General features: G+C 41.8%; 14 protein-coding genes. 7 read left to right on the top strand and 7 right to left on the bottom strand.

Annotated features, from left to right (window positions below; genetic code table 11):
• Positions 1–44 precede the first annotated feature (44 nt).
• On the top strand, positions 45–818 hold the full coding sequence (locus tag BLS35_RS10680) for a rhamnogalacturonan acetylesterase (RefSeq protein ID WP_090780703.1): 774 nt from the start codon (positions 45–47) through the stop codon (positions 816–818).
• A 337-nt stretch (positions 819–1,155) separates the two neighbouring features.
• Positions 1,156–1,986 (top strand): DUF6266 family protein, encoded by an 831-nt coding sequence (locus tag BLS35_RS27765; protein WP_175459589.1) that lies wholly within the window; start codon positions 1,156–1,158, stop codon positions 1,984–1,986.
• A 62-nt stretch (positions 1,987–2,048) separates the two neighbouring features.
• Here the strand turns inward: BLS35_RS27765 and BLS35_RS10670 are convergent, their stop codons facing one another.
• The 4 genes from BLS35_RS10670 to BLS35_RS10655 all read right to left on the bottom strand — a co-directional run bounded on the left by BLS35_RS10670 (position 2,049) and on the right by BLS35_RS10655 (position 4,634).
• Positions 2,049–2,813 (bottom strand): Crp/Fnr family transcriptional regulator, encoded by a 765-nt coding sequence (locus BLS35_RS10670; protein WP_254778814.1) that lies wholly within the window; start codon positions 2,811–2,813, stop codon positions 2,049–2,051.
• Positions 2,814–2,840: 27 nt separating this feature from the next.
• Positions 2,841–3,104 (bottom strand): hypothetical protein, encoded by a 264-nt coding sequence (locus tag BLS35_RS10665; protein WP_090780700.1) that lies wholly within the window; start codon positions 3,102–3,104, stop codon positions 2,841–2,843.
• Between the two features lie 24 nt (positions 3,105–3,128).
• Positions 3,129–3,740, bottom strand: a complete 612-nt coding sequence (locus tag BLS35_RS10660; protein ID WP_165973252.1) for a methyltransferase domain-containing protein — start codon at positions 3,738–3,740, stop codon at positions 3,129–3,131.
• 147 nt (positions 3,741–3,887) lie between these two features.
• Positions 3,888–4,634 (bottom strand): YoaK family protein, encoded by a 747-nt coding sequence (locus tag BLS35_RS10655; RefSeq protein ID WP_090780695.1) that lies wholly within the window; start codon positions 4,632–4,634, stop codon positions 3,888–3,890.
• Between the two features lie 336 nt (positions 4,635–4,970).
• Here BLS35_RS10655 and BLS35_RS10650 point away from each other — a divergent pair, with 336 nt between their 5' ends.
• From BLS35_RS10650 to BLS35_RS10640, 3 genes are read left to right on the top strand one after another with little or no spacing between them, the layout of a single operon-like run.
• Entirely contained in the window at positions 4,971–6,209 is a 1,239-nt protein-coding gene (locus BLS35_RS10650; RefSeq protein WP_090780693.1) for an aminotransferase class I/II-fold pyridoxal phosphate-dependent enzyme, read from the top strand.
• Positions 6,210–6,243: 34 nt separating this feature from the next.
• Positions 6,244–7,797, top strand: coding sequence for a phosphoenolpyruvate carboxykinase (ATP) (pckA, locus tag BLS35_RS10645; RefSeq protein WP_090780999.1), 1,554 nt, complete (start codon positions 6,244–6,246; stop codon positions 7,795–7,797).
• A gap of 9 nt (positions 7,798–7,806) precedes the next feature.
• Positions 7,807–8,400, top strand: coding sequence for a class I SAM-dependent methyltransferase (locus tag BLS35_RS10640; RefSeq protein ID WP_090780691.1), 594 nt, complete (start codon positions 7,807–7,809; stop codon positions 8,398–8,400).
• 17 nt (positions 8,401–8,417) lie between these two features.
• On the opposite strand, the gene BLS35_RS10635 is transcribed toward BLS35_RS10640, so the two are convergent.
• Positions 8,418–9,692, bottom strand: a complete 1,275-nt coding sequence (locus BLS35_RS10635) for an acetyl-CoA hydrolase/transferase family protein (RefSeq protein WP_090780689.1) — start codon at positions 9,690–9,692, stop codon at positions 8,418–8,420.
• Between the two features lie 335 nt (positions 9,693–10,027).
• Between BLS35_RS10635 and BLS35_RS28275 the strand changes: the two genes are divergently transcribed.
• Positions 10,028–10,156, top strand: coding sequence for a hypothetical protein (locus tag BLS35_RS28275; protein ID WP_256375294.1), 129 nt, complete (start codon positions 10,028–10,030; stop codon positions 10,154–10,156).
• Here the strand turns inward: BLS35_RS28275 and BLS35_RS10630 are convergent.
• Both BLS35_RS10630 and BLS35_RS10625 read right to left on the bottom strand, forming a co-directional pair.
• A complete protein-coding gene (locus BLS35_RS10630; RefSeq protein ID WP_090780687.1) occupies positions 10,153–10,560 on the bottom strand; it encodes a hypothetical protein in 408 nt (135 codons plus the stop codon). The two genes, BLS35_RS28275 and BLS35_RS10630, sit on opposite strands and share 4 nt — an antisense overlap.
• Positions 10,557–11,195, bottom strand: a complete 639-nt coding sequence (locus BLS35_RS10625) for a YceI family protein (protein ID WP_090780684.1) — start codon at positions 11,193–11,195, stop codon at positions 10,557–10,559. Before BLS35_RS10625 ends, BLS35_RS10630 begins: the two co-directional genes overlap by 4 nt.
• A gap of 552 nt (positions 11,196–11,747) precedes the next feature.
• Here BLS35_RS10625 and BLS35_RS10620 point away from each other — a divergent pair.
• Positions 11,748–23,114, top strand: a complete 11,367-nt coding sequence (locus BLS35_RS10620) for a Calx-beta domain-containing protein (protein WP_090780682.1) — start codon at positions 11,748–11,750, stop codon at positions 23,112–23,114.
• Positions 23,115–23,121: the final 7 nt, after the last annotated feature.

The following is a 23,121-nucleotide window of genomic DNA, read 5'->3' as shown; positions in this document are numbered from 1 at the left end:
CCAAGGAAAAGTATATTAGTCATGCAGAACTTAATAAACCAAAAATGAAACAGACCATAAAAACACTAGCTATCTCCGTACTTCTACTGTTCACGTTTATGAGCTTTAAAAACGGACAGAAAAAGATTAATATATATGCTATAGGCGACTCTACCATGTGTGATTTCTCCCCTGCTTATCTCGCCCAGTTTGGAGGAGACAATTATCCCATCAGGGGCTGGATGCAAATGATGCCAGAGTTTTTTAATGACCATGTGGTTGTTCACAATGCTGCCCGCAGCGGTAGAAGCTCTAAAAGCTTCAGAACAGAAGGACACTGGAAACCTGTTATAGCGCAGGTAAAAGCGGGCGATTATGTATTCATTATGTTTGGGGCGAATGATCAGAAGGCGGACACTGCAAGACATACAGATCCAGCAACTACCTATCGTCAGAATTTGTTGAACTATATAAATGAAACAAAAGCAAAGGGCGCCCATCCTGTTCTATTCACATCACTGGTTCGAAGAAACTTTGGTAAAGATGGAAAACTTGTAGATACTTATGGCGAGTATGTAAATACCGTACGTAAACTTGCTGAAGAGCTCAATGTGCCTGTAATAGACCTGAATAAAAAATCATCGGATCTGGTCACCAAATACGGGCCAGAAGAATCTAAAAAACTCTTCCTATACATTGAACCCGGTAAGTTTAGCAAACTACCTGAAGGTAAAAAAGACGACAGTCATTTGTGTGTATTTGGGGCAACAGAGATCGCGCGTCTTGCGGCTGACGGATTAAAAGAAATCAAATCACCCTTGGCTGCATATCTCAAATAGTAGCCTGTTTTTACAAAAACAAGAAAATCAACCCATCAAAAAATTTAAAATATTTTAACATTTGTTAAAAAAAACAGACTTTCTGTTTCGCAACCAGAATGTTACAACCAAGGATTTTAGCCTAAAAGTTTCCTTTCAGTTAACCCTATAAACCCGGCCTATACCCGGCATTTACCCGGACATTACTCGGACACTGCCCGACTGGAGCCGAGTAGCATCCGATTAACATCCGTTAATATACTGTGAATTAAATTACTTTAAAGTGCAAGCAGTCAAAATCATGCAGTTTGAAAATCAAGATCTTAGTGCATACTTTTAGAAAAAAAACAAAAAAACTATGGCAAGAATTAATAACGGTATTTTGGGTGGTATTAATGGCAATGTCGGTACAGTAGAGGGCTATGTAAGGTATGGAGTAGCCTATGTTAGGGCAAAGAAAAGAAAGCGTACAAGTCCCCCAAGCCCAAGAGAGAAAATCCAAAGAAAGAGAATGGAAGTAGTGAATAATTTCGTCAACAGTATGACGGATTATGTTCGAATAGGCTTTGAAGAAGCTGCCCAGGGCAAACCCATTTCGCCCAACAATGCAGCTAAATCCTATCAACTCTTACATGCAGTTCAAGGCGAATATCCTGACATCAGCATTAACTACGCTGCAGCGCGTTTAACTCAGGGAACGATCGAGCTGCCATTAAACCCAATTGCAACAGCCGAAGGCGATGGTGTTCACTTTAACTGGACTTACGACACCTCATTAAACTGGAGCGACAGAAGCGCAAGAGCAATGTTGTTGGTTTATGCAGAAGAAACAGGAAAATCATATTACCTGTTTTCTGGCGCACGCATGACAGAAGAGACAGATTTTTTAGAATTACCTGCAGAACTAAAAGGCATGAAACTTCATGTCTATATGTCTTTTATTGCAGATGATAGAAGAAGTTTAAGCAACAGTATTTACCTTGGCAACCTTGTTATGGAAACACTAGATTTAAACACAAGGGGAATATCAACAGAGCCCGATTCTTGTGCTATTTTACCAAAAAGAAGAAAAGAATATGCTGAAAAAACCGCGCCATTACTCCATGAAAACGGAAAAATAACCGGTTTACTTTTTGATAAAGCGTTTGAACGGGAAAGTCCTCCATTTCGTGGCTCCAGTTCTGCCTAAAATGCTATTTTCAGCCCTTATTTTCAAATTGCTATTGATTTGTATGCTCCATGTGGACAAAATCATTTGTAATTCGACCTTGCAATTAATCTTTCAATATCTTTGACCCAAATCTTCCTACCATCAGTTTCGATGATTTCTTCTGATTTGAATTCCTTCAACAATCTAATTACGTTTTCCTTAGCGATTCCTGCAATATTAGCCAGATCATTCCTCGATATATCAATAATTATTTCCTTGCCTTCCTCAGTCTCTATTTTAAATTTTTCCCGCATAACAATCAGTGCAATTGCAAGCCTTTCGACTGCAGTACGCTGGGCAAAAACAGAAATATTATTAGCGAGTACTGAGTACTCATGACTCAAAGATTTCAACAAGCGATTTGCAAATATTGGAGAGCTATTTAAAACTGTTAAAAAGTCATCCTTAGGGATAAAACTGATCACAGTATTCTCCATGGCTGCTGCAAAGTCCGGATATCTTTCCTCAGACAAAACTGCATGGTAACCAATTAGTTCCCCATTATTGGCGACATAAATGATTTGCTCCCTTCCGGTGGAATCAACCTTATATTTTTTAACTTTTCCGCTATGAATATAAAATATTCCATAGGGCACTACACCCTCTCTAAAAATAATTTCTCCTTTTTGATACCTCTGCTCTCCCTGACGACCGATCAAAAAACTATACTCTTCAGCCGAGAGGATCGACAGAATAGATTGAGTAGTGAAATTCCATTTATCAATCGGGAAAATTCCTGATAAGCTCATAATGCAAAGATACAACTTATTAAACCTTCGTCCCTTCGGACTCCATGATTTATTCATTAGGTTTTATGGATAGGTCGGGATGTATTAAACCGACTCTCTTTCTGGAAACACAATATAATTATGCAGATATACGAGGGCATATCTATAGCAACTGAACTGGGTACTGTTTAAAATTAAGGGAGATAAATTCTCTATTTTCTTTTCCAATTCATTCACATATTCACTAAAAGGATATTTTTCATTTGTAAGCTGACTTACAGAATCAGTAATAATCCGCTCCACTTGTGGGTAATCTTGCGCTTCAGCAAGTTGTTTTAAAACTGCGGAGGCATAATTTTCTAAAGTCATTTTGATTTTTTTTATTAAGGAGTTTTATTCTTTAATCCACATTTTCAAAGGTTTGCGGATGTCTTGTTCAACCATTTTATACCCTATAGGAATTTCATGTTCATATCCATGGTAGGTAACTAGTCTTGTCCCGCTTGCCTTATTTTCCAAGGCTTTACATAAGTAGTTAGAATAATAGGCATACAAACCTGGCGAGTAGTCTATAGATTCGTCTATACGTGCAACATCGATCATGTTCTCTGCAAATGCATTGTAGAAATAAATACTATCATAATATTCGAGGCTCAATTCTGTAAAATTACCGTGTAAAAATTGAACATTATTTACCTCACTTCTTTGTTGTGCTTCAATAGCCAAATTGAATAGATCTTTTCGTTGCTCCACGCCGTGGAACTCTGAATCAGGAAAAAAATGCGCGGCAGCAATACAGAATTTACCAATACCGCTGCCAATATCCAGGATTCTGGACCCAGGCACCGGGGCTAAAAATGAGGCCGCTTTTTTAGCAATAGCCAAGGGTGTCCAATGGACTTTTGATATTTTTTTTATCTGTTCTGGGAAAAAGCTATCAAAAACCGAGTCATTAACGTAATAATTCAAGGGCAACAAGCCGGGTTCTATTTCTTTTTCACTCATAATCATGCAATTAAACAAAAAGCTTAATTATCTCCATGATGCAAAATTAGCTCTATTAAGCAGATATTTTACAGAAATATATCAGTAGCAATATTGATAAAAATCATGTTTTCTAATGACCAAGAAAATTGGTCATGCTATGCTCAGTTAAGATTTTAAAGCATTTTTCAGCGAATTTGTTGTTTTTTTGTAAAACCGCTTAGCCTTAATTCTAAAAACATCGTAGAGTAGGGCATAAATCAGGATGCTTATAGGTGCAAAAAAAGCCTTAAACCCAACATGATGAAATAAATAAGCACCCAAAACAGCACCTGTCATAAAAAAGAATATAATGGCAAATCGAAGCTTGATCTTAGCTCTAAGGGCCTGATGATCATTTTTCTTTTTATCAAATAACTGAGCTAACTCTATACCAAGATCGGTAAAAGTTCCAGTAAGGTGGGTGGTTCTTACCACAGAGCCAGAAATCATAGAAACTAAAGAGTTCTGCAAGCCCATTGCAAAAAGTAGACTACCTGCAAATATTTCTTTGGAAACTAAAGACCCATCGTATCGTTGACCATATAATGCTGAAAAAAGCAAAATAATGATTTCAATAAAGATCGCAATGGAATAAGAATAGCGTTGGTTATGTCCGGTAAACAAAAGAATTAAGCTTGAAATAAAAGCCCCCGCCAGAAAAAGGAACATCCATAAGGCTACAACCTGAGCAGTATGCCAATCTGCCAGGGCAATTCTTTCTGCCAGTAATGCTGCATGTCCAGTAACATTAGTAGTTAATACTGAAAACCCCAAAAATCCCTCTGCATTAACGAATCCCGCAGTTAGTCCCAGTAAAGTTGCTAATTTGAGGTTATGTTGAGGCGTACGTTTTGCTCCCAAGTGTCTTAACATGGCGGTTATTTATTGAAGTTTCAATGACAGCTTCGCATCGTTTTACATTAATAAAACAGAAAATAATCCAATCAGCTACTCGTGTAAAGAATGTCAACTACCTTGAGTGAGCCAATTTAGGAATAATCAGCAGATCTTATCACATGAATTAAAAAACTATTCCATTAAAAGGTTCCAAGTACAGAAAAACTGATAAATATCACGTCCATCAATGATTTCTTACTGTAAAACGCTTTCATTAAGCCAATAGATTTGCATGTGATTACCGCTAGGGACAAACCAAATAAGCATCCGTTAAATAAAAGTGGCAGTACCAATCAATACAAAATTTAGATAATGAATTTATTAGAAAAGAACTTATTAAAATTAGGCCCTTTAGGGGACCATGCACATTATGCACATGGCTATTTCGCCTATCCAAAATTGGAAGGCGAGTTAAGCAATCAAATGTTTTTTAACGGTAAACAAAAACTAGTTTGGAGTTTGAATAATTACCTGGGTCTGGCAAATTGTACTGAAGTAAGGAAAGCGGATGAAGAAGGTGCGAAACAATATGGCCTCGCCTATCCAATGGGTGCAAGAATGATGACTGGTAACACCACCCTTCATGAAATGTTGGAAGAGAAGCTTTCTTCTTTTGTAAGTAAGGAGGATACATTTTTACTTAACTATGGATATCAGGGCATGTTGTCAATCATAGACAGCCTACTTGACCGTCATGATGTCGTTGTTTATGATTCGGAATCGCATGCTTGTATAATAGATGGTTTAAGGCTGCATATTGGAAAACGCTTCGTATACAAGCATAATGACATTGAAGATTTTGAAAAACAACTCATCAGGGCTAAAAAAATAACTGATGGAAGCAATGGCGGAATACTTGTCATTACTGAAGGGGTCTTTGGCATGCGCGGAGATACAGGGAAATTAAAAGAAATCAGCGCCTTTAAAAAACAATATGATTTTACTTTTCTAGTTGATGATGCCCACGGCATTGGTGTTATGGGAGCCACTGGTGCGGGAACTGGTGAAAGCCAGGGTGTTCAGGATGATATTGATTTGTACTTTGCCACTTTCGCAAAATCTTTTGCTGCGATTGGTGCTTTTGTTTCTGGAAAAAAAGAAATTATACAATATTTAAAATACAACATGCGCTCTCAAATTTATGCCAAAGCATTACCGATGCCACTAGTATTTGGTCTACACCAGCGACTTAGTTTGATCAAAGAAAAACCAGAATTAAGAAATCAATTGTGGGACATCACTAAACAACTACAAAAAGGGTTGAAAGAAGCAGGACTGGAAATAGGCAATACACAATCTCCTGTTACACCAGTTTATTTAGAAGGTACAATTGATCAGGCAACTGCATTGGTAAGGGACCTAAGAGAAACGCATGATATATTTTGTTCGCTAGTTGTTTATCCGGTTGTTCCAAAAGGAATGATTATTTTAAGGTTAATTCCTACGGCTAATCATACCAAAGAAGAAGTTGAGCGGACTGTGGAAGTATTTAAGCAAGTTAAGCAGAACCTAACTGCTGGAAAATATGACAATCAACTTGAACTGTCTTAATAAGCCACTCATTAATAAAATAATTAATCATTTAATGATAAATAGAGAAAAACCTTCCTTAGCGTATCTAGGCATTAATAGCAATAGATCAGTCCATTGGAATATTTCTGCTTTCGACCTGATTAGCAACTCTATTCTTGATCATAAATGCGAACTCACTTCATCAGGTGCCTTAGCCTGCAATACAGGTAAGTTTACTGGAAGATCACCAAAGGATAAGTATATTGTGGTCGATGATCTGACTGAAAACAACATCTGGTGGGGAGAAGTTAACCATAAGCTTTCTACGGAATCCTTTGAACGTCTTTACCGGAAAGTGACACTATATTTATCAAACCGGGATGCTTACGTTAGGGATGTATTTGCATGCGCGGCTAAAGATTATAGACTTAAAATAAGAGTTGTAACAGAATATGCCTGGCAAAGCCTTTTTGTTTACAATCTTTTTTTAAGACCGAATATTCAGGAATTATCAAAATTTGTAGAGGACTGGGTGATATTAGCTGCACCGGGCTTTATCGGTGACCCAAAAGAGGATGACATCCGGTCTGAAAATTTTACGGTTATTAATTTTAAAAAAAAAGTCATTCTAATTGGCGGTACGGCCTATACTGGCGAGATCAAAAAAGCAGTTTTTACCGTTTTGAACTACATTTTACCACAGGACAGGAATGTATTACCGATGCACTGCAGTGCTAACGTTGGTGAACGCGGAGATACAGCTATTTTCTTTGGATTATCAGGAACGGGAAAAACTACACTTTCGGCAGACCCAGAGCGGAAGTTAATCGGCGATGATGAGCATGGATGGGATGCCAATTCTGTTTTTAATTTAGAAGGTGGGTGTTACGCAAAGTGCGTCAATTTAAGTCGTGAAAAAGAGCCACAAATCTTTAATGCGATTAAATTTGGTGCGCTATTAGAGAATGTTCGCTTTTTCCCAAAAAGTCAGGTAGTGGATTATACTGACACATCTATAACCGAAAACACAAGGGCAGCCTATCCTATTGATTTCATGGACAATATAGTTGAACCCTCTATCGGAAAGCCCCCTGAAAACATATTTCTTCTAACCGCAGATGCTTTTGGTGTACTACCACCCATTTCAAAATTAAGTGTACGTCAGGCCATGTACCATTTCATTTCTGGATATACGTCAAAAGTTGCGGGAACAGAAATTGGGGTTGAGGAGCCTCAGATTACTTTTTCCGCCTGTTTCGCAAAACCATTTTTACCACTGCACCCGGTGCGATACGCTTCAATGTTGGGTGAGAAGCTTAAAAGTGCTTCTATAAAAGTATGGTTGATTAATACTGGATGGACTGGTGGGAGTTATGGAACTGGTAAACGCATCAAACTAGAATATACCAGGGCAATGGTTACTGCGGCGTTGAATGGTCATTTAGACCGTGTCGATTTTCAAAAACATAAGCTATTTGAGGTGGAAATGCCTGTAAGCTGCCCAGGAGTTCCTACAGCACTTTTAAACCCGGAAAATACCTGGGCTAATAAAAATGAATATGAAATAACAGCTAAAAAACTAGCTGATGAATTCTCAAAAAACTTTAAAAAATATAAAGAATATTAAATTTTACTCATGCATACTGACTCCCTTAATGTAGTATATTTTGATAAAGATACCAGCTTCGATTGTTTATATCCCAGACGCATTCAAAACCTTTCAGGAATGCATTGGACTCCGCTAGAAATAGCTAAAAAATCCAGTGAATATCTGTCAGCGCCAAATTCAAAAGTCCTTGATATTGGAAGTGGTGTAGGTAAATTTTGCATTACGGCAGGTTTCTTTGAGCCCGAAACGCTGTTTTATGGGGTTGAGCAGCGTAGGGATTTATTTAATTTAGCCGAATCGGTAAAAAACACTTTAGATCTGCCAAATGTAAAATTCATACATAATAATATTACAGCGCTTGATTTTGAGTTATTTGATTCTTTTTATTTTTTCAATTCCTTTTACGAAAACATCAAACCAGATTTGGGTATTGACAACAAAATTGAAACAAATGCAGAATTATATAGCTACTATACAAACTATGTTTATCAGCAATTAGATCAAAGACCCTCTGGAACCCGGCTGGTTACTTACCATGGATCAGTAAAACAGATTCCTAAAAGTTATAAACTTGTTGACAATACCCATCACTATGCACTTAAGATGTGGATGAGGGAATAGTAAGAACCGCGTTTTTATCAGTCAAACCGGCTAAAGTACGCCCGGTCTAGCATCTCACGATGATTAGGGTGCGCGATTTCAATCAATGCCTTTGCCCTTTGTTTTAGAGATTTACCGAACAAATTTACCATTCCATATTCAGTCACAACCCAATGAACATGTCCCCTTGTGGTAACCACCCCCGCTCCTTCTTTAAGAAACGGAACGATTCGGCTAATCCCTTTCTGGGTTTGAGAAGGTAGTGCGATGATCGGCTTTCCACCCTCAGATAAAGATGCACCGCGCATAAAGTCCATTTGGCCACCTATACCAGAATATTGATAGGTTCCTATGGAATCAGCACATACCTGCCCAGTGAGATCCAATTCTATTGCGCTATTTATCGCTGTTGCCTTTGCATTTTGCCTGATGATGCTGGTGTCATTCACATAACTGATGTTCATCACACGAATCGAGGGATTGTCATCAACAAAATCGTAAAGTTTTCGAGTACCTGTGATAAATGAAGTGACAGATCTACCGCGATTCAATTTCTTTAAGCTGTTATTGATCACCCCTTTATTGATCAGGTCGATGATCCCGTCAGAAAACATCTCGGTATGCAGCCCGAGATCTTTATGTCCACCAAGATTTTTGAGGACCTGATCAGGAATGCTTCCAATCCCAAGTTGCAACGTGGCTCCATCTTCAACAAGGGAGGCCACATTATATCCAATCTTACCAACAATATCATTAACTGCAAAGGAATAATCCACTTCTGGCAATTCGGCATTATGGTAAACTAAAGCTGCTAATTTGTCTATATGAATAAAACTTTCTCCATGGGTTCTTGGCATTCTTTCGTTTACCTGGGCGATCACAATCTTAGCCGTGTCGACAGCAGCCTTTGCAATATCAACAGAAGTTCCCAAAGAACAGTAACCATGTTTGTCTGGAGGAGATACCTGAACAAGAGCTACATCAATTGGCAAAATATTCCCATAAAACAACTGTGGAATCTGACTCAGGAAGATAGGCACATAATCACCACGACTGCTATTGGCGACTGCGCGGGTTGCCGTAGAAACGAATAAAGAATTGAAGAAGAATGATTTGCGATATACGTCAGTATCGAAATCAACATCTCCCAAAGTCGTAATACTTACCAGCTCGACATGCTCAAGATCTGCATGCCTATTCTGCATCGCTTTAACCAGAAAAACAGGGGTGGCTGCGCCACCATGAATAAAAACCCTGTTTCCCGATGTAATTAATTTCACTGCCTCTGCAGCCTCAGTATGCTTTACCTCCATAATATGCCTTAATTTCTATAAATCTTTCTTACTAAATTATTTTTCAAGTTACATTAAAAGCCAACAATTGCTTCTATCACATATCCATTAAATTTGCCTCCGGAGCGGTAATCCTGGATAGGAAAATCTTTATATTTCTGGACTACGTATTCTCCTTTTAAAAGGATATTTCTAGTCAAAAACCAGCCTGCTGCTCCGGCTATACGCTCAACTTTCAGGTCATCAGTATAGGTAATCGCTGCAGAATTAGCTAAACGCGCAGTAACTGATTAAATAATTTAACCAAAATTACATTGAAGATTTTCTTTCTACGATGATTTCAAGCATTAAAAATAATGATCCTCATCATAAACCTGTTAAATCCCAAAGAAACCGAGCATGTAGTTTTCTCAAAAAGAAATAAAAACCAATTGATTGATGAGGGGCAACCAGTTGCAGCAGGTCCTAAAAAAAGCAGCCCTTAAGGATTCAACTTTGCAAATAAAATCCCGGCAATGATTGCCTGGGCGAAACCGTAAAGAAACCAACTGAGAACCATCAATGCAGTAACATCCATTGCACTAAATGTGATCCACATCACCGGCAGTAAAGCGACTAGGGCATATACAGAACCGAATTCCAGTCCTCTTAACATAAAGGCTCCATTGAATAGTCCCTTAAAGCGATCCCAAAACCAGGATAAGGCAAAACTGAATACAAAGGCGTGCAAATAGAATAGTACATCTCTGTTTCCATCTGAATTAAACAGGGGATTATTATAATCTAGAAATAGACCTGGAAAAAACCTTATTCCAAGGTACAAACTACCGTAACTCAGGATAAAAAGTATAGTACCTACGATCAGTCCGGAAAAAATAATTTTCTTCATTTTAGTTCATTTAATATTTTGATATGGAGCATAAACTCGACATTCAGCTCATTATTGGTCTTAATCATTCCCCCTAATTTCCTCGGAGGTTCAATATTGAAATCAGAGAAATTAACTTGTTTTGTTCCAATCAGCTGAAGCGCCCCATCTCCGTTCATGGTGTATTTATAATCTACCTCAAAACGCTTCACTATTCCCGCAAGTTCAATGGTTACTGCACCACTAATGGCACGTTCTTTCATAGAAGGGTCTGGATACCCACTTAGATTGAGAAATCGGATTATAATCTTCGGATAGACCTTAGCTTTAAGCGTCTTTCTCAGATCACTAGTCATCATCGCATTCCTACAATCAAACTTTTGGACCTCAAGAGCCATTGATCCTGTAATCTTCATCAGCTCATTCTTATTCCTCTTGTAAAACACCAGTGTATCCGGTTGAGTATACTCAGGAATGATACAGCTGAATTTGTTGATATTGGTGCTACCGTTTACTTTAAGTGTGCATTGTTTTGTTAAAATCCATTTCTCAAGATCTGCGCTAATATTTTTAAAACTAAAAATTGGCCACAGGAATAAAAGCAGCAAGAGAAATGGTCTTTTCAGAAGATTTATAGCAATTCGGATCTTAATCATTTTACAGCAATAGCAGACGATGAAATACCCTGTAAATCTTGGACTAATATTTCCTTTTTTAAATGACGGAGAACAGGCTTTATAATGATACTCATCATGCCTGCCGGATAAAACTTCTAAGCGAGTATAGAAAATTTTATTTACCTGATAAACAGAAAATTACATTTTAAAACAGTATTTGTAATTATTTTTTTACAATAAAAAAATAATATTTCTTATTAATAGCCAGTAAATTGCGTATAAATCCAAAAAAACGCCTAAGTGTTCCGGATGTGAACGCTTAAACAACGCTGATCTAAATTATTTCTTTATGTGCTCCAAACTCAATCATCACAACAGTCATATCCTGTACAGGATGTCCCCATTACAAAAGAAGGCCGCGGATATCTCTATTAAAGAATAATTATTGTGTTTACACATTTGTGTAAAGCCTTATCATTCGAAGCATTTCGTACGATTGTATTAGAATCTTGCAAGGAATCAGTACGTTCTCTCCTCTCGGTTTTCCGATCATCGCATTTCCCTTGTATAAAACCCTATCCCTAATTTAAAATGAAAAAACCTCTTCTCCTCAGCCTTTTGATGCTGATCATGTCTAGTGCTTTCGCTGCCGACTACTATTGGGTAGGCGGCGCTGGTAACTGGACCGACTTGAACCATTGGGCATCCACTTCCGGTGGTGTGGCCAACAAATCCATTGTTCCCGGAACAGGCGACGATGTTTATTTCGACGCCAACAGTGGTTTAGCCAACAACGTCTTGGTTACTTTGCCTACCGGTGGACATGCTTACTGCCGTAACATGTCCTGGAATGGTGTAACCACCACAGCCGTATTTAGGAATACCGGCAGTTTCCAGTTACAAATTAACGGGAACCTGGAGCTGACAGCCTCAGTACGATACGCTATCATGGCGCTCACTTTTACGGGGAACAGCAATGCTACGTTCCGTACCAATGGTGCCGCAAGGATTAATCAGGCAGGTTATTACAACTCTTTTGTAGTTAACAAACCTGCTGGCTCGCTTACGCTCTTGGATGAGATTAAAATTGATTTGGCTGTTCAAAACCTTACGCTCCTAGCGGGAACCTTAAACCTATCAGGGAACAATCATTCCATCTCCAATTTTGGATCAAATGGAACAACTGCGAGAAACCTAAATATCAGCAATTCGAACATTACAGTAGGCGCCACCTGGGAGTCGACAGGATCAAACATGACACTTACAGCTACAGGCTCTACCATTACTGCCGATATGTTCAACACCGCAGGTCTTACTTTTGCGAAAGTAGTTGCGACAAGAAACAATCCTGATATGGACATCAATAACGCCACCATTGATGAGCTCATATTAGCTGCGGAGGCAGGACAAATAGGCACTCAAAGGATAGGCGCTGGTAATACCATAGGTCGTTTGGAATTTAAGGGCGGAGGTCGTATTGCTGGTGCAGGCAACATGATAGGTACCTTGGTACTGGCACCAGGAAAAGGTTATATATTTCATGGCAATAACACCATCACCAATTCATTGCAGGCTAACACGCCTGATTGCGATGCACTGGGAGAATTAAGAGGGGCTGATGCTAACGCTAAGCTTACCTTCAATGCAGGAGCCACGGCCGATATACGAAACGTTTTAATTTCGAGCCTTACCGCTTTGGGCAATATTGCCCCTATCACCGTAGTAGGTGAAGACGGTGGCAGCAATGTTGGTTTTAACATTACTCCGAGAACGGGAGGCAACGCTACCCTCTACTGGGTTGGCGGTGGTGGCGACTGGAACGATAAAGCACACTGGAGCTACAGCAGTGGTGGTTCAGGTGGTGCTTGCGTACCGTTTACAACAGACAATGCGATATTTGATACCAATAGCGGATTTAGCAGCGCGAACAAAACGGTTACGGCTAGTAGTACCATCAGGTGTCACGACATGATCTGGACTAACGTAGCCAATTCTCCTATTTTAGATATTGGTGGCTATACAATGGAAATATGGGGTTCGATCGAATTAGATCCTACGCTGACACTATCGTCTGCGAATACCCCATACTTAAGAGGTACCATACAGCTTAGAGGCACCGAAGCCTCTACCTTCAAATCTAAAGGAGCCAGCTTAGGTAACCCTTTATTCAATGTAGATAAGACGGGTATAAATGGCGGGCTTACTATTCTTGACGACCTGACCTTTCCTGCTTGTAGTTTAAGAGTGGCCAGTGGTAAACTCTTAATGCCAGGACGCATCATTGACATTGCGGAGATCAGAAGTCAAACCACTAATGTAAGGAGCATCGATTTTAGCAATACCACCATCACGGTGAATGACTGGGCGAACGATTCAAGAAACTGTACCTTTGTCAACAACGCGGCCGGTTCTTTCATCACCGCTAAGGTGTACTTTGTGGTAAACGGATTGTCCTATCCAAAGGTACATTGTAACACCGTTCTAAATGCCATTAGCATAACAGGGACTACCATCAACGAGTTGGTGTTTACCAATGCCAGCCCTACTTCTTCAGTATTTGCATCAACTGGTACTGGCGGCAACACCATTGGTACCCTGGACGTAAGATGCGGTGGGGTAACTTTTATGGGTAACAACACCATCACTAACCTATTGTTGACACCCTCACGCACTTATAATTTCCGTAACACACAAACCATTAACGGGCTTTTCCGCTTCAATAATCCTGATTGCGAAGGCCTGGGAGAGATGAGAGGCTTCGAAGGCACCTCCCCAACCTTAAACTTTGGACCTGCCTCTACGAAAGATTTTAATAACGTTTACCTGCTAAACATGACCGCAACCGGCACTGGAGTTCCAATCTCCGTAGCGGGTGCCGACGCAGGCGGCAATACTGGTTTTGTGTTTACTTCTGCCACTGGCGGACCACGTTATTGGGTAGGTGGTTCTGGCGACTGGAATGACTCTGCACACTGGAGTACTACTAGTGGCGGTGCAGGTGGTGCTTGTGTACCAACTGTAAGTAACGACGTATTTTTTAATGCCAACAGCTTTACTGCGGGTAGTAGTGCTGTGACCATTGCACAAGGAAATGCTTATTGCCGCAATATGGACTGGACTGGTGCTAGCAATGCGCCAACATTTACCAAACCTGGCACGCTTACTTTAGAGATATGGGGTAATTTGGTGCTGAGCCCAGCTTTAAATCCGAACATCAGGGTTGCTTTTATGGGGCCAAGCAATGCTACTTTTACACCTAACAATGCTAGTTTGGGCACCTTCAGCATGGACATTATCAAGCCTGGTAGTAGCTTAACTTTCCTTCAAGACTATAATAATACGAATGCAGCAATAGTCCTAAATAGCGGTGAACTTAACCTAAACGGACGAACCATCACCGCGGCTGTGATTACGGACAACTCGAGCACACAAGCAACCAGTCTTGATATCAGGAACGCCAACATTACTTCGAACTGGCAATATACCGGTACAAATAAAACCTTACAGGCTGCGGGCTCAAACATAAAAGCAGGTATCTTCAAGGCCAATGCCGGAACATACGAAAAAGTAGATGTGCTCACCTCTAGTTCTGCCAATGTAGGGATCCTCAACACTACCATTACTGATCTTTTATTCAGTAATGCCTCCAATACCTCGCAAGCATATATTGGTGCGAACAATACCATAGGTCGTTTGGAGTATAGAGGAAGAGGTTCCATTAGTGGTACAGGCAACACCATCGAAACATTGATTTTTGCCCCGGGCAGGATTTATACTTTCCTAAGCGGTTCTACTACCACCATTACCAAAGACTGGTTTGGTAGCGGTACCCCTTGTAACCTCACGGAAATCAGCAGTTCAGCTGCTGGTACTTTCACAGTGAACAAAACTGCGGGTAGTGTCGAATTTGATTACGTGAGGTTGCGCAACATTACCGCAGTAGGTAATGCGGGAAATACTCAATTCAAAGCCTTAGAACATTCAGAAGACCTTGGCGGTAACACCAACTGGTCTATTTTACCTTATAACAATACCACTCCTATACTCGGTTTGGGTCCAGATAAAACCCTATGTGCCGATGCATTCCCCTACACCATTAAAACCGATGGTTTCTTTGCTTCGCCTTTGGCTACTTTTACCTGGGGCGATGGCAGCACGGGTACTACGTTGGTAGCAGCAGGTCCTGGAACTTACTCCATAACAGTAAGCTATCCTGACGGCTGTTCACGTCCGGATAACATTGTATTGACCAGAAGTGATGTCGTGATCGCCCCAATTACGGGTAACGCAAATGTATGTGCGGGTGCCACAACGAACCTAACTACAACCACTACAGGAGGTGTTTGGAGCAGCAGCAATACTGCCGTAGCTACCGTGAGCACTACTGGTGTAGTTACAGGAGTTACCGCAGGTACAGCAGCTATTATTTATACTGTAACCAATGGTAACGGCTGTGTAGGTACGCTACAACAAACCCTAACCGTAAATGCCATGCCAACGGTGGCTGCTACTGCAGGACCAAGCTCGGTATTTGCAGGCGACAACATTACTTTAACCAACGCTACTGCAGCTGGTGTTTGGAGCAGTAGCAATACTGCCGTAGCTACGGTCGATGCCGCTGGACTGGTTACTGGTGTTGCGGCTGGAACAGCTAACATTATTTATACCGTAACAGGTACAGGAGGCTGTGCGGTAACCAGCACACATGCTGTTACAGTAGATGCCTTTGATCCAACAAAACGCGTATTGAGCATTACTAAAACTGCCGATGCGGCTGAACCAGCTACACATGGTGCTTTCGCCATTAGTTTACCAGCAGGTGTAAATGCCATAGAAAATATTGCGGTTAACTATACGGTTACAGGTACTGCTACCGCAGGTAGTGACTATACCGCCCTAACGGGAACCGCAACTATTTTAGCAGGTCAAAACAGTGTAGCTGTTCCTGTTAATGTAATCAACGATACACAAATTGAAAGTGTAGAAACGACAATTGTGAGTCTTTCAACCGCTACTTCTACCAATTATACTTATACCATAAATGTTGCAGCCAACAGTGCCACGGTGCAAATTGCTGATGATGATGATATTCCTGCCAATCGTTTGCTCAGTGTAACCTCACAATTGAACGTAAACGAACCTGGTAATACCGGAACCTTCACTATTGCGTTGCCAACAGGCGTACTGGCACCGGAAGACATTTCGGTGGCTTATACCATGAGTGGAACAGCCACCAATGGTGATGATTATGAAACACTATCTGGTACGGCCACCATTTTGGCTGGTCAAAACAGTGTAGTGATTAACGTAAAAGCCATTGATGACCAAATTATAGAACAGACAGAAACCATTATTTTAACGCTTACGGGTGGTACCTCTCCCACTGCGGGCAATTTTGGTGTTCATGCCACTAATGGAGCAGCAACACTTTTACAAGCCGATAATGATTATACGGCAGCCACAAGATTGCTTGCGGTAACCAGCAATGGTAATGCGGCAGAACCAACTACCAATAGCAGCTTTACCATTAGCCTGCCAACAGGTTATGTAAGCTCGTTACCTATTACGGTTACTTATGCACTTACAGGTTCTGCAACTTATGGCGTAGATTATAGCAGCGGATCTGCTACCTCCCTTACCCTGCCAGCAGGTCAAAACAGTGTACAGGTTCCAATCAACGTAATTAATGATGCCTTGATTGAACAAACGGAAAACTTAACCTTAACCATTACCAATGGTGTGGCTACTCAAGGAGCAAGTACGGTGTTCAGCTTTTCTCCAAATCCAACAGCGCCTAACGCAAGCATGAATATCGCTGATGACGATAATACGGCTAGCACCAGGCAACTATCGGTAACCGCTCAAAATGGAGCAGAACCAGCTACCAACGGCAGTTTCAACATCAGCTTACCTGCAGGGGTGTTAAGTTCTGAAAACATTAACATCAGCTATACCTTATCAGGTACAGCAACTTCAGGAGCAGATTACCGACCAATTACTGGTCCAATTGTTATTCCAGCAGGTCAAAACAGTGTAGAAGTTCCAATGATCATTATCGATGATAAGATTATTGAAGGAACAGAAACCGCGACCTTAACCCTTACAGGTGCTGGCTCAACGAATTTTAGCTTTACACCATCGCCTTTAAGTGCCAGTGCTACGGCTCAAATTGCAGACGATGATGCGGCAGCCAATACCACCGTGGTATTACTCACTAAGGTTTCGGATGCAATTGAAGGGGGCACCAACGGACAATACAGGATCTCATTACCTCCAGGGGTAACCAGTGCGGAAGATATCACCATTAGCTTTAACACTACCGGTACGGCCACACGTCCTGCAGATTATACCTTAAGTGGCGCAATTGTGGGTGCTAATATTGTTATTCCAGCAGGTAGTAATGAAGTCTTTGTTAATGTAAATGCACTTGCCGATCTTACCGTTGAAGGTCCTGAAACGGTGATCCTTAATCTAGTTGCGGCTAATTCAGTTTCAACTAATTATACCATAGATCCAACGGGCAACGGTGCGGTGGTAACCATTGTCGACATGGATGCCACATCCACTACCCAATTAGAGCTCCTTACACCACTAAATGCTGCGGAGCCAACAAGCGACGGTTCATTTATAATTAGACTCGCTGGTGGGGTTAGCTCTGCATTCCCAATAACGGTAGGTTACCGTTTATCAGGCACAGCAATTGCGGGTTTAGATTACCAGAACTTTGGTACCATCACTATTCCTGCAGGTCAAAATAATGTGATCATTCCGGTGCGTGTATTAGACGACCAGATCATCGAAAGCACCGAAACAATGACCTTTACGCTTCTTTCTGGCAGTGCGTTTAATGCGGGTGCTGCATTTACTTACCCACCAAATCCATTGTTGAATAGCGTTACGGTGAATGTTGCCGACAATGATGCTACCACTACCAACCGAACATTGGCAGTAGTAAAAACAGCCGATGCGGCAGAGCCAGATCAATCAGGTAGCTTTACCGTAAATTTGCCTACAGGTTATACGTCGAGCAGTGATATTACGCTTAGTTACAGCTTAGGCGGTACAGCCACTCGTAATACAGACTATACCGTTTCTACGGTTACCCTTCCTGCAAACTCCAACAGTGTAACCATCCCTGTTTTGGTGATCGATGACCAAATCATGGAAGGCACAGAAACAGCTATCCTTACCTTGACTGGTGGTACCGATGCAAATAGTTTCAGTTATACAGCGGCTTCCGGCTCAAGTGTAGCTACGTTGAACATTGCCGATGACGACAATACCGCTGCGAACAGAACACTAAGTGCAGTAGCTATGGCCAATGCTACAGAGGGTGGCACAACAGGCGGTTTCAGCATCAAACTTCCTGACAATATACTTGCCAGTACACCAATTACGGTGAACTATACTCTGGGTGGTACCGCTACAAGTGGGGCTGATTATGGGGCATTAACCGGAACAGCAACCATTGCTACTGGCCAAAATAATGTATCAGTAAGCGTAATACCAGTAGATGATGGTGTAATAGAACCCACAGAAACTGTAATCCTAACCATTACAGGTGGTACAAGTACGCTCGGAGCCTACACCGCTGCAACGGGCAGTGCAACCGCTACGGTAGACATTATTGACAACGATGCGAACGTAGATGCGAAGAGAACATTGAGCATTGTGAGAACGGCGCATGCTGCAGAACCAGCAAGCAATGGTGCCTTTAATATTCAGTTACCAACAAACATGAGTTCGGCTGAAGACATCACCGTGAACTATACCGTTGCAGGTACAGCTACGGCTAACACTGATTATGCCACTTTAAGTGGTACGGTGGTGATCCCGGCAGGGCAAAACAGTGTGCCTTTAAACGTACAGGTGATAGATGATTATTATATGGAAGCAACAGAAACCGTTATTGTCACTTTAACGGATGGCGCTTCGGCTAGCTTTGCTTTCCCTATCACCAGCGTTGCGGCCCAAAAATCAACAAGCTTGAATATCACCGATGATGACAATACTATTGCAAACAGGTTGGTAACCCTTACTAAAACGGCTGATGCTGCGGAGCCAGGTACAAATGGTAATTTCCGTGTGAGCTTGCCTCCAAATATCCTTTGTCCGTTTAACATTAACGTGACTAGCTCAACCAATGGTAGTACAGCCACCACTGGTACCGATTATCAATCTATTGGAACTATAGTTATTCCGGCAGGTCAAAACTATGTAGACGTACCAGTAAAGGTAATTGATGACAAGATTCTTGAACTTACGGAAACGGTAAGAATGGCACTTTCGGGAACAAATACTGCTGGATTTGGTTTTGCTATTGCAGTTAACCCGACACCAGTGACACTAAACATTGCCGACGATGATGATATCCCAGCCAATCGAGTAGTCAACGCTTCGGCATTTCGAGATGGAGAAGAAGGTGGTAGTAGCATGAGGTTCAATTTCAATTTACCAACGGGAGTGGTTTCTTCAGAAAACATCACCATTAACTATACAATAACGGGTACTGCGGTAAAAAACGTAGACTATACTCCGCTTTCGTCAACACATTTTAGCGGTACAGCTACCATTTCTACGGGTTCTACTGGAGGAGCAGCCACTGCAGCCAGTATTATTGATGATCAAATTATTGAAGGTACAGAAAATGTAACCATCACCATCGCTAGTGTAACGTCACCTAACTTTACTTATACATTTGGCGGTGCTGCCACGGCTAACATTATAGATAACGATCATTTGCCAGCCAATTTGGTGCTTGCAGTAACTAAAACAGCTGATGCGGTTGAAGGTGGTACCAATGGAGAATTTACCATCAGCTTGCCAGGGACAACGACCACGGCAACTGAAGCAGTTACAGTGAATTACACCTTAGCGGGTACAGCAATTAACGGTACAGATTATACAGGTTTAAGTGGGTCGGTAGTGATCCCAGCAGGTAATCATGAAGTAAAAATACCAGTAAATGCCCTAACCGATCAGATCATAGAAGGTACCGAAACGGTGATCTTGACCATTACAGGTGGCAACTCTACCAGCTTTGCCTTTACACCAAGTGTAACCAACGCTAGCGCTACCATGAATATCACTGATAGCGATAATATCCCTTCAAACCTCAACCTTGGTATCACTAAATTAAACGATGCTGCAGAGCCAAGTGCTTCGGGTCGTGTAAACATAGCTTTACCTACAGGAGTTACCGCTAAGGAAAACATCAGCATTACTTATACGGTGGCGGGTACTGCAAGCCCGGGAACGGATTATGCTACGCTTTCGGGCAATGCAACCATCCTGGCAGGACAAAACAATGTCATAGTTCCTATCAGTGTGATTGATGATCAACTGATTGAACAAACAGAAACCGTAGTACTTACCCTTACTGGAGGCAGCAGTAATAGCTTTGCCTATACCGCTACGGGTAATGTGACGGTGAACATTGCCGATGATGAGAATATTCCAGCAAACCTGGTATTGAACGTGACCAAAACCACAGATGCGGCAGAACCAGCAAGTCAGGGTAACTTTAATATTGCCTTGCCAGCCGGCATCACTGTACCTACAGCTATTACCCTGAATTATGCGGTAACTGGTACGGCTACGGCTGGAAAAGATTATGCTGCACTTACTGGTGTGGTAACTATCCCGGCAGGTCAAAACAATATAGATGTACCGCTCATGGTAATAGATGACCAGGAGGTTGAAGGTACAGAGCGCGTAACCCTTGCCGTTACTTCTGGAACTGCAACCGGCCTGGTATTTACTGCAGGTAGCAGCGAAAGCATGGACATTGCAGATGATGACAATACCCCAGAAAACTTGGTATTGACCATTGCAAAATCTTCGGATGCGACTGAACCAGCAACGGACGGCGGCTTTAGTATCAGCTTGCCAGCAGGTATCACCGTATCAGAAGACATTACCCTGAACTATACCGTTGCAGGTACAGCTACGGCTGACGTTGACTATACTGCTTTAAGTGGCAGGGCGGTAATCCCGGCGGGGCAAAACAACGTCATCATTCCTATCAGTGTGATTGATGATCAACTGATTGAACAAACAGAAACCGTAGTACTTACCCTTACTGGAGGTAGTAGTAATAGCTTTGCCTATACCGCTACGGGTAATGTAACGGTGAAAATTGCCGATGATGAGAATATTCCAGCAAACTTGGTATTGAATGTAACCAAAACTGCGGATGCTGCAGAACCAGCAAGCCAGGGTAACTTTAACATTGCCTTACCAGCCGGCATCACTGTACCAACAGCTATTACTGTGAATTATGCGGTAACTGGTACAGCCATTGCTGGAAAAGATTATGCTACACTTACTGGTGTGGTAACTATCCCGGCAGGTCAAAACAATGTAGATGTACCGCTCATGGTAATAGATGACCAGGAGGTTGAAGGTACAGAGCGCGTAACCCTTGCCGTTACTTCTGGAACTGCAACCGGCCTGGTATTTACTGGAGGTAGCAGCAAAAGCATAGACATTGCAGATGATGACAATACCCCAGGAAATTTGGTATTGACCATTGCAAAATCTTCGGATGCGACTGAACCAGCAACAGACGGCGGCTTTAATATTAACTTGCCAGCAGGTATCACCGTATCAGAAGACATTACCGTAAATTACACGGTAACAGGTACGGCTATTGCAGGAACAGATTATACCACGCTTTCGGGCAGGGCAACCATCCAGGCAGGACAAAGTTCGGTAAATGTACCGTTATTGGTGATGGATGATAATGTTTATGAACCAACGGAGACGGTAATCTTAACCTTAACCGGCGGAACGTCAGCAAGCTTTAGTTTGACCCCATCTACAACCAATGCCAGGGCTACGGCCAACATTACGGATGACGATAAGATGGATCAGGCGATCACCTTCGCAGCTTTACCGCTTAAAACGTTTGGTGATCCGGCATTTACACTCAGCGCCACTGGTGGTTCTTCCGGAAACCCGGTTATTTTTACCAGTTCCAATCCATCAGTAGCCACAGTTTCAGGCAATATAGTTACCATTGTAGGTGTAGGTACAGCCAATATCACCGCTTCACAGTCTGGTAACGCCATTTATCATGCCGCTGCAAATGTAACACAGGTATTAACTGTTCTGGTACCGCCTAATACTGCACCGACACTTGGTACCATTGACAACCAGGCGATCTGTTTTACCAATGCTATGCAAACTGTTGCGCTAAGTGGTATTACTGCAGGCACAGAAACAAACCAAACTGTTACCTTAAGTGTAAGCAGCAACAATCCGGGCTTATTCTCGGGGCTTTCAGTAACGCAACCTGTAGGTGGCGATGCCATGCTGAACTACAGTCTAAACAATAGTGCCGGCGGAACGGCATTGATTACCGTAACGGTTAAAGACAATGGTGGTACATTAAACGGAGGGGCAGATACCTTCAGCCGCAGCTTTACACTGCTCGCCTCTCCACTTCCGCAGCTGCTTATAGAATCCACACCGGGGACAAGTGTAAGTAAAGGACAAACCCTTGAACTTAAAGCAAGCGGCGCGGCGAATTATACATGGACAAATGCTGCCGGTATGATCAGTGGAGGAAATTCGGCTACACTTACTGTACGCCCTACGCAAACCACCACTTATACCGTAACGGGTACCAGCGCCGCCGGTTGTACCAGCACACAATCTATTACTATCACCGTAATTGAAGATTATAACCTGGTAGCCAATAACGTGCTTACCCCTAATGGCGATGGCAAAAACGACTTCTTTGTGATTCAGAATATTGATATGTATCCAAACAATGAGGTCCGCATTTTTGACCGTGCAGGAAGAGCCATTTATAGCAAGAGAGGCTATACCAATGATTGGGATGGTACACTAAACGGCAAACCGCTCCATGAGGAGACCTATTATTACATCATAGACCTGGGTAAAGGTGTGAAACCGAAAAGAGGATTTATATCTATTGTTAGAAAATATTAATACATCG

The organism is Pedobacter sp. ok626 (genome assembly GCF_900100435.1).
Classification (GTDB): domain Bacteria; phylum Bacteroidota; class Bacteroidia; order Sphingobacteriales; family Sphingobacteriaceae; genus Pedobacter.
Note: the sequence above shows the minus strand (reverse complement) of the source record. Positions and strands in the feature narration are given on the sequence as shown.

Bases quoted from the DNA above. Each gene is read 5' to 3' on its own strand.
- BLS35_RS27765 (WP_175459589.1), top strand. From the start codon at position 1,156: ATGGCAAGAATTAATAACGGTATTTTGGGTGGTATTAATGGCAATGTC.
- BLS35_RS10670 (WP_254778814.1), bottom strand. From the start codon at position 2,813: ATGAATAAATCATGGAGTCCGAAGGGACGAAGGTTTAATAAGTTGTAT.
- BLS35_RS10680 (WP_090780703.1), top strand. From the start codon at position 45: ATGAAACAGACCATAAAAACACTAGCTATCTCCGTACTTCTACTGTTC.
- BLS35_RS10635 (WP_090780689.1), bottom strand. From the start codon at position 9,692: ATGGAGGTAAAGCATACTGAGGCTGCAGAGGCAGTGAAATTAATTACA.
- BLS35_RS10640 (WP_090780691.1), top strand. From the start codon at position 7,807: ATGCATACTGACTCCCTTAATGTAGTATATTTTGATAAAGATACCAGC.
- BLS35_RS10665 (WP_090780700.1), bottom strand. From the start codon at position 3,104: ATGACTTTAGAAAATTATGCCTCCGCAGTTTTAAAACAACTTGCTGAA.
- BLS35_RS10630 (WP_090780687.1), bottom strand. From the start codon at position 10,560: ATGAAGAAAATTATTTTTTCCGGACTGATCGTAGGTACTATACTTTTT.
- BLS35_RS28275 (WP_256375294.1), top strand. From the start codon at position 10,028: ATGATCCTCATCATAAACCTGTTAAATCCCAAAGAAACCGAGCATGTA.
- BLS35_RS10660 (WP_165973252.1), bottom strand. From the start codon at position 3,740: ATGAGTGAAAAAGAAATAGAACCCGGCTTGTTGCCCTTGAATTATTAC.
- BLS35_RS10655 (WP_090780695.1), bottom strand. From the start codon at position 4,634: ATGTTAAGACACTTGGGAGCAAAACGTACGCCTCAACATAACCTCAAA.
- BLS35_RS10620 (WP_090780682.1), top strand. From the start codon at position 11,748: ATGAAAAAACCTCTTCTCCTCAGCCTTTTGATGCTGATCATGTCTAGT.
- pckA (WP_090780999.1), top strand. From the start codon at position 6,244: ATGATAAATAGAGAAAAACCTTCCTTAGCGTATCTAGGCATTAATAGC.
- BLS35_RS10650 (WP_090780693.1), top strand. From the start codon at position 4,971: ATGAATTTATTAGAAAAGAACTTATTAAAATTAGGCCCTTTAGGGGAC.
- BLS35_RS10625 (WP_090780684.1), bottom strand. From the start codon at position 11,195: ATGATTAAGATCCGAATTGCTATAAATCTTCTGAAAAGACCATTTCTC.